The organism is Rhodococcus sp. EPR-157 (assembly GCF_001647195.1).
Classification (GTDB): Bacteria; Actinomycetota; Actinomycetes; order Mycobacteriales; family Mycobacteriaceae; genus Rhodococcoides.
The window spans coordinates 1-2,132 of the sequence record NZ_LVCV01000529.1 but is presented as its reverse complement, the minus strand read 5'-3'; the positions used below and the strand labels follow the sequence as shown (position 1 = coordinate 2,132).

The 2,132-nt window shown below is 65.0% G+C and carries 1 protein-coding gene and 1 pseudogene; one reads left to right on the top strand and one right to left on the bottom strand.

What is annotated here, in order from left to right; genetic code table 11:
• Nucleotides 1–1,132 (bottom strand): glycosyltransferase (locus A2J03_RS23880; RefSeq protein ID WP_068378961.1); only part of this gene is annotated, 1,132 nt, incomplete at its 3' end.
• 149 nt (nt 1,133–1,281) lie between these two features.
• Here A2J03_RS23880 and A2J03_RS23875 point away from each other — a divergent pair.
• A pseudogene (locus A2J03_RS23875) lies at nt 1,282–2,132 on the top strand (hypothetical protein); the annotation flags it as partial.

Here is a 2,132-nt window from a genome sequence, read left to right as displayed (position 1 = left end):
GCGTCGTGAACTTGGCGGACGTGCCGGCACCTGTTCTGGTCAGCGCGGCTCCCCAGAAGGGCTGGTCGGCACTGAACCAGCACGTCATCGTCGGCAGTCCGGCTCGAATGCTCGCTGCAGTCGTTCCCGCACCGCCGTGATGAATTGCCGCTCGGCACAACGGGAACAGTGTGGCGTGGTTCACCGGACCCACCGTCGCGACGGCAGCGGTCGGGTCCACCGATTCATCGATCGCGCTCCAGCCGGAACTGACAACCGCCCGGTGTCCGCCGAGGCGGCAGACGTCCTCGATCATGGCTACCAACGCGGATGGATCCCGCACCGGCATGCTGCCGAATCCGAAGTACAGCGGCGGTGTGCCCGCGTCGATCCATCGACCCAGAGGTGAATTGGAGGTCGATTCCATACCCGTAGTTGTTGTCGCCGCAGGAAGTTCGAGAAATCCCACGAACGGTCTTCTCTCGTCCCACTCGTGGGACAGTCCGGGGAAGAACGAGCTTTCGTAGGCTTGGATTTCGATACCGCCGTACCGGGCGATTCGCGTCGACAGCGGCTGCGATGCAGCGGGAAGGCCAAGTGCGTTGCGCTGGATATTCTCTCGTTCTTTCATCGATCGCCAACGCATCGACTCCAGGATGCGCCACGTGCCACGATTGACGATGGCGGGCAGCTCCCTGCCCGGGAGAACCGACACCGAGCCGTTCGATCTGAGCGGGCAGTAGTGCAGTGCGATGAACGGGATCGACAGGGCCTCAGCGCAGTTGAACGTCATTTCCTGGCCGAGAGTGCCGGCAACGGCCGCGTCGGCACCGACCGACATCTGCGACAGCTGCTCGGTCATGTCGTCCCAACCGAAGTTTGCGAGCTCGGCCAGCGCAGCCGTCCGAACGCGCGGATTTCGCGATTTGATTCGGGTCCTCACCAAGTCCGATTCGAGCAGGGCCTGCGTGTCCGGTCCGAACGGGACGATGGATATACCGGCGGTGGACTCTGTCGCAGCTGTGGCGAACGTCACCAGGTTGGGCGGTGCTCCGAATGTGACTTCGTGTCCGCGCCCGGCGAGTTCGATCCCGAGCGCCAAGCCTGGTGCTACGTCCCCCCGGCTGCCGGTGAACGGCAGTACAAACTTCATTGGTGAACTCCTCAGCCGCACTCCGTCGCCCGAGTGCAACCTACCCCATGGCCGGCTGGTACGCGTAACACGAACGGAGACAGGGACGTTTGTCGGAAATCACCTGCGTGGTAGGCGATATCGAGCCGATCTCCGTTACGCTCGTCTGCGTGAGTAGATTGACGTACGACGACGACCTGTTCCTGCGAATGGAGTGCGTCCTCGACGTCCCCGTCGTCAATCAGATCGTGTGGCGGTTCGACGAGCCGGTCGCGCGCGAATCCCTGCACGCGATGTGGGAGAACCTCCGCGACGGCCCGATCAACCGAACCGTAGAGCGTGTGCGCTTCCCTGGTGCTCGCGACTCATGGACCAGGGCCTCGACGTCGCTACCTCTCGATCTCGACGCCAGGGTGCTCGGCTCGAGCGAGCTCGCCGGATGGATGGAGAAGCGGGCCGCCGTTCGGCTCGATCCCGAGAACGGGCCGGTGTGGCAGCTCGCCTACGCCGATACCGACGGTGGCGGCTCCGTGGTCTCGCTCGTCGCCTCGCATGTCGTCGGCGACGGTGGGGCGCTCACCTCTGCCGCCATTGCCGCCGTACGCGGACCAGGAGACCCCGAGGACTTTCGATCGGCCTGGGACGCCCCGACACACCGCGACATCTCCGATGCAGCCGGGCAGATCGGCGCCGCCGCGCTCGGGACTGTGCGCGCACTCGGAAGAGGCGCCCGCAATGCACTCACGCGGTCCACGAAGGACGAGCCGAGGGCAAACCCTCCGATCGCAGTACCGAACCCGACTCGCTTCGGTGAGTTCGCGCCCAGCACTGTCGTGGTCGACTGCCCCACCGAGCAGTGGACGGCGGCTGCCGCGTCCGTGGGAGGCAGCGGCAACAGCCTGCTGGTAGCAGTGGCGATGGGAGTTCTGACCGCAAGTGGCCGCGTTCACGAATCCGACACGGTCAAAGTGTCACTACCGGTGAGTACCCGTGTCGCCGGTGATGTGCGGGCCAACGCGAC